This is a genomic window from Roseateles sp. P5_E11, from assembly GCF_054049355.1.
Map to the genome: position 1 here is coordinate 1 of NZ_JBFUMO010000435.1, position 5,061 is coordinate 5,061.

5 protein-coding genes are annotated in these 5,061 nt (G+C 62.9%); 2 read left to right on the top strand and 3 right to left on the bottom strand.

The annotated features are described in order from the left end of the window. The coding region (locus ACXJKR_RS23920) for a TetR family transcriptional regulator (protein ID WP_457324936.1) at positions 1-291 on the top strand (291 nt) is incomplete at its 5' end. A gap of 288 nt (positions 292-579) precedes the next feature. Here the strand turns inward: ACXJKR_RS23920 and ACXJKR_RS23925 are convergent. The 3 genes from ACXJKR_RS23925 to ACXJKR_RS23935 all read right to left on the bottom strand — a co-directional run bounded on the left by ACXJKR_RS23925 (position 580) and on the right by ACXJKR_RS23935 (position 3,538). After that, complete coding sequence (locus tag ACXJKR_RS23925; RefSeq protein ID WP_057299409.1) at positions 580-1,224, bottom strand: N-acetyltransferase; 645 nt, start codon at positions 1,222-1,224, stop codon at positions 580-582. 47 nt (positions 1,225-1,271) lie between these two features. Continuing rightward, positions 1,272-2,387 (bottom strand): alpha/beta fold hydrolase, encoded by a 1,116-nt coding sequence (locus ACXJKR_RS23930; protein WP_457324937.1) that lies wholly within the window; start codon positions 2,385-2,387, stop codon positions 1,272-1,274. Positions 2,388-2,560: 173 nt separating this feature from the next. Next, positions 2,561-3,538, bottom strand: a complete 978-nt coding sequence (locus ACXJKR_RS23935) for an NADPH:quinone reductase (protein WP_457324938.1) — start codon at positions 3,536-3,538, stop codon at positions 2,561-2,563. Positions 3,539-3,980: 442 nt separating this feature from the next. Here ACXJKR_RS23935 and ACXJKR_RS23940 point away from each other — a divergent pair. Then, on the top strand, positions 3,981-5,061 hold a 1,081-nt coding region (locus tag ACXJKR_RS23940), incomplete at its 3' end, for a GAF domain-containing protein (protein WP_457324939.1).

Genomic DNA, 5,061 nt, shown 5'->3' on the forward strand with positions numbered 1-5,061 from the left:
GCTCGGGAGACCGGCGTGACGACCGCGCTGATCCACAACCACTACCCCAAGGTGGCGGAAGACATCCGCACAGCCCAGGGGAAGGAAAGTCGTACCCAGCGGGACGCCAAGAACGAATTGCTCAAGGACGAGCGGCGCAAGAGCCGCGAACTCCGAAGCGAATTGGAAACACTGCGCGCCGACGTCGCACGGCTAGCCTCGATCAACGAAGTGCTGTTGGACGAGAACGCCACTCTCAAGGCTCGCCTGAACAGCAAGGGCAAGGTCGTCGGTCTGGCAAAGGCATCCTGAGCGTGCCTATTCCAGTGGACGTCAGCATCCAGTCCAGCGCTACGAGCGCGTGATCCAGTCTTCATGAGCACCGGCGGCTACCAGCGCGTGCGAAAGATCGGCATGTCAGCTTCGCAGCGGCTGCTGCGTTCACGGCCGGCGTCGATGCGGCAGGTATGTGCCCAAAGCCGAAATTGATCGCGTGGCAGCAGGAGGCTGGTTGCCGTCACTAGGTTCTGGCTGGGCAACGACTGCTCGCGCCGTTACCGGCCATTGGGCCCGTCGAGGGTCGAGTGACCACTCCGCCTCTTAGATCGGCGACGCCTCGGGCCTGTCGCGTTCGACGAGCGCCAAATATTCCGACCAAGTGCCGCCAGCCAAAGGCTTCATCATTACGCGGAGCATGTTTGTCTGCACGCCGTACTCAACAGGACCGCGCTCGCGCAACTGCAAGTAGCCGCAGCGCTCCCAGAACCGCTCCGCACGCTCATTACCTATCACGACACCGAGGCGCAGCCATTGCTGGCCTTCAACCTCATGCATCCACTTCTCCAGGGCCGCGTAGCTAAACGCGCCTCCACCATCACGCATAAGAAACAGCCCGATGTGACCGACGCCCCTCGCGATGAAATCGGTAACGATCGAGGCCATGCCCCATATCGACTCGGCAGCATCGAAGAACCCAATGATGCACATCCGCCTATAGGGCATCTCAGCCGGGGGGAGGTCGGCGAATTCTCTGGCTGCTTCGTCGACAGCAACATCCTGGCCGCTTACAAGTCGGAAATAGTCTTGCCTCGCCTCGAACAGCGCCTGTAGGGCCGGAACGTCAGCGGCGACAAGCTCCCGAGCATGCCAGCCTGAATCGGTTTCGAACAAGCTGTCTTTCATACGCGCCGCCTCGCGCTGACTTGACACGTTGTGCCGGCGGAGCCCCGAGTAAAGGAAAGTCATGGTGCCAATGGTTGATACCTTGTCGACGCCGGAATTTCAGGCGCGGGTCACGCCCAGCTGAAAGCCCGACGCTCGGGCGCCCGCTCCGGGATCAGGTTGTCCAACGCTTGTGTCAAATAGAGCATGCAGGCCATCCGCCCCGCGTTGGGTGCGACCCAGATGCTGCTGCCGCGGCGCGAATACACCGGCCGAAACACGGCATGCGGACCATTGACGCCGTCGATGGGCGTGAGCGCGTCGTCGAGCTTGAGCCGGGCGACATCGGCGTCGGGACAGGCGCTGGCGATCATGCGCGAGAACACCGGAAGGTGCACGTTGTCCCGTTCGGCGACGTACAGGCGCAGGTCTGCGCCAGGCGGGAGTGCTGCGAGGTCGTCCAGCGCATAGCCGGGCTCGTCAAGGAACATGCGCCAGCCGTCGGTGAAGAAGCGCGAACCGGTGCGCTGGCATTCCTGCATGCAATGCGCCAGTTGCTGGCTGAAAACGGAGCCGTCTTCCAGCGCCGCGGCTTCGGCGGCGGACAGTTGCTCGTCCCTGAATTGCTCCATCAGTACCGACACCGGCAGTTTGCATAGCAGCCACATCAGATGACGATGCAGCCGCGGCGCGTGGGCCACCATCTTCAGCGACTGGCGCACATCGGATTTCAGCTGCGCGATCTCCGCCTTGCCGATGAACTTCTGCGGCAACATCGCGCCCAGCAGGCCGGCGCGGCGGATGCGCTGCGGCACCCGCGCGATCAGGGCCAGCTGGGGCAGCGTGCCCCAGCTGAAACCCACCATGTCGAACTTGTGGATGTCCAGGATATCCAGCAGCTCGACGAGTTCGGCGCTCAGCTGGTCGATGGTCTTGAGCCCGTCGGCCAGGTAGACGCCGCCCAGCAGGCAGGGGGCGATCGCACGGATGCCGCGCCTCACGAAGTAGGCGTGGTAATGCGCGAAGAAGAAGCCCGACACCGAGAGCCCGTGCAGGCACAGCAGCGGCGTGCCGTTCGGGTCACCCATCTCGAAGTAGGCGATGGCGCTGTCCGACCGAGGCAACGCCACGATGCGCTGACGGGCGTAGTCGTCGATCAGTTCACGGCCGCGGGCGCGCTTGCGCAGTGCATGCAGTTGCTGCTCGTGTGATGGCGTGGAATCGGATGAAAGGTGATCGGTGGACATGTTGGAAGATTCCTCCGCCGTGCTCAGCGAGCGTCGACTGTGAAGGCCATTGGCGCCGAGTGGATTTCGCCCGACGGTGGACGGGTTTTGAATGAAACGGTTGCGCCGTGCGGGCTTCCCTCGTTTCGCGTTTGGAAGATTTCAGGCCGAGTCGGCCACGCGGACGGCAGCGCTCAAAGGGCAATCAGCACTTTGGTGGGTGCCCCGGCTTCGACCATCTCGTGAGCACGCGCAATGTCGTTCAGCGCGAACACGGTTGTGGGTGGATGCAGGAGGTCGCAGCGGGTCAGCAAGGCTTCGATGCTTCGCAGCGTCTCCTTGCGAACACCATCGGGGAGCAGGTAAACGATGAAGAAATAGAGGCGAGCAAAGTTGGCGATCAAAGGGCGAAAGGCGACGCCGATGTTGGCGCCGCTCGACCCGTAGACCACGACCTGGCCGCCAAAGCGCAGCAGTTCTCCCCAGTGACGTGCGTTGGTGGCGGCGTCGACCTCGATGATGGCGTCGACACCCCTGCCGCGCGTGATCTCGCGCACGCCCGCGGCCAGGTCATCGCTCTTGTAGTTCAAGGTCCACTCGGCCCCCAGAGACAGGGCGCGGGCGGCCTTCTCTTCGCTACTGACCACGGCAATCACTCGCGCGCCAGACCGCGCAGCGAGCTGCGTCGCATACGCGCCGACCGCACCCGTGGCACCGAAGACGAGGACCGTCTTGTTGAGCAATGGTCCCAGCGCATCGATCGCGTGCACCGCTGTCATCAGCGGGATACCGATGGACGCTCCGACTTCAGTTGGAACCCCGTCTGGCAGAGGTGCGGCGAGACTGGCGGGCAGCGCGATGTATTCGCTCGCAGTTCCATGCGCACGCAGCCATTGAGCGTTGTGCAGCCATACCTGTTGCCCGATCAAGCCATGCGAGACGCCCTCGCCGACGGCCTGGACACGGCCGGCTCCGTCGCTGTGCGGGATGACCAGGCCATGCTCCATGGCTGAGCTGCCGACGCCCGAGCGGCCTTTGACGTCGGAAGGATTGACGCCGGAGTGGCTGACCCGCACAAGCACTTCACCAGCGGCAGGCGAAGGTGTGGGAAGGTCGGTAACTTGCAGCACCTCGGCTGCATTGCCCTTGGCGGTGTAGATGGCGGCTTTCATGTTTTGAATCCATTCCTTGCACTCACAGCGGGAGCCGTCATCGAAATGGACAGTTTCTCCATGGCTCTCGGCGGGAGCCCAATGTCGCGTCCGCTGGCGTCGGGGTCATTTCGCGCTGCGGCGCTGAGGTTTCAGTTGAAACGCGCTCAGGGCCACGGACGTGCCTGACGTCGGCATTCGACATTGCTTGCGGCGCTTCGACCCGCTCTCGGTGTGCGCATGGGACGCCCGAAGCGCATCCGGTACGAACAGGAGCTCCATGTCCGACATGGCCGGCGCCGCACGGTTAGACCCATTCAGCCGTGCCAMCAGAACGCAGACACTCGCCAAAGTACAGATCACGTGTCGTCCTACACAACGGGTGACTCGCGTAAACGATGCTTCGCCGCTGAAACGAACTTCAACACCGACCGTTGCGAAGCAACAGTCCCGCTTTTGATCGATGTCTAAGCCCCTTGACCACATCCCGCTGACATTCAGTCTGTCGCGCGAAACCTCGACGGCAGAGTGGAAGGACGCGGTCATTGATCGATACCGCCGCATTCTGAACAGAGCGGTTCAGACCGCAATCATCACGGTGGACTCGGCTGGCTTCGTCACAGGCTGGAGCGAAGGTGCTCGAGCGATGCTTGGTTGGACGGAGCCAGAGATGCTGGGCCAGTCGCTTGCGCGTGTATTCCCGTCGGAAGAAGGCGGCAGGTCGGCGTGGGACACAGAGGTCGCCGAGGCTCGACGTAGCGGATCTGCGGGTGCCGAAGGTTGGCGCCTGCGCAAGGATGGCCAGCTGATCTGGGCCATCGGCGAAACCAGCTGGCTGTATGAAGGTGACCCCGACGCGGGCTTCGTCAAGATCCTGAGGGATCGGACAGAGCGGCGACGAGACGAACTGCAGCTGGCGGACCAGAAACGGGCCCTCGAGTTGCTGAACCGGACGGGGGCCAGTCTCGCGCGCGAAACGAACCTGCAGACGCTCGTCCAAACGGTCACGGACGCCGGTGTCGAACTGACGGGCGCAGAGTTTGGCGCCTTCTTCTACAACCAGGTCAACGACGCTGGCGAAAGCTACATGCTCTACAGCCTCTCCGGCGTGCCTGCAGAGGCATTCTCCAAGTTCGCGATGCCGCGCAATACGGCCATCTTTGCGCCGACCTTCGAGGGCTCCGGCATCGTGCGCTCCGATGACATCACACTCGACCCGAGGTATGGCCACAACGAACCATTCCACGGCATGCCGGCCGGCCATTTGCCGGTCAAAAGTTACTTGGCGGTGCCGGTCATCTCTCGATCAGGCGCGGTGATCGGTGGCCTCTTCTTCGGGCATTCCCGGCCAGGAATGTTCACCGAGGAATCCGAACGAAGCATGAGTGGCCTCGCCGGAGAAACCGCCGTAGCCATCGACAACGTGCGACTCAATGAAGAAACGCAGCGCGAGGTGGCCGAGCGCCGGCGAGCAGAAACAGCGTTGCGAGACCTGAACGCGCATTTGGAAGAACAAGTTCGCTGCAGGACCGAGGAGTTGGTTC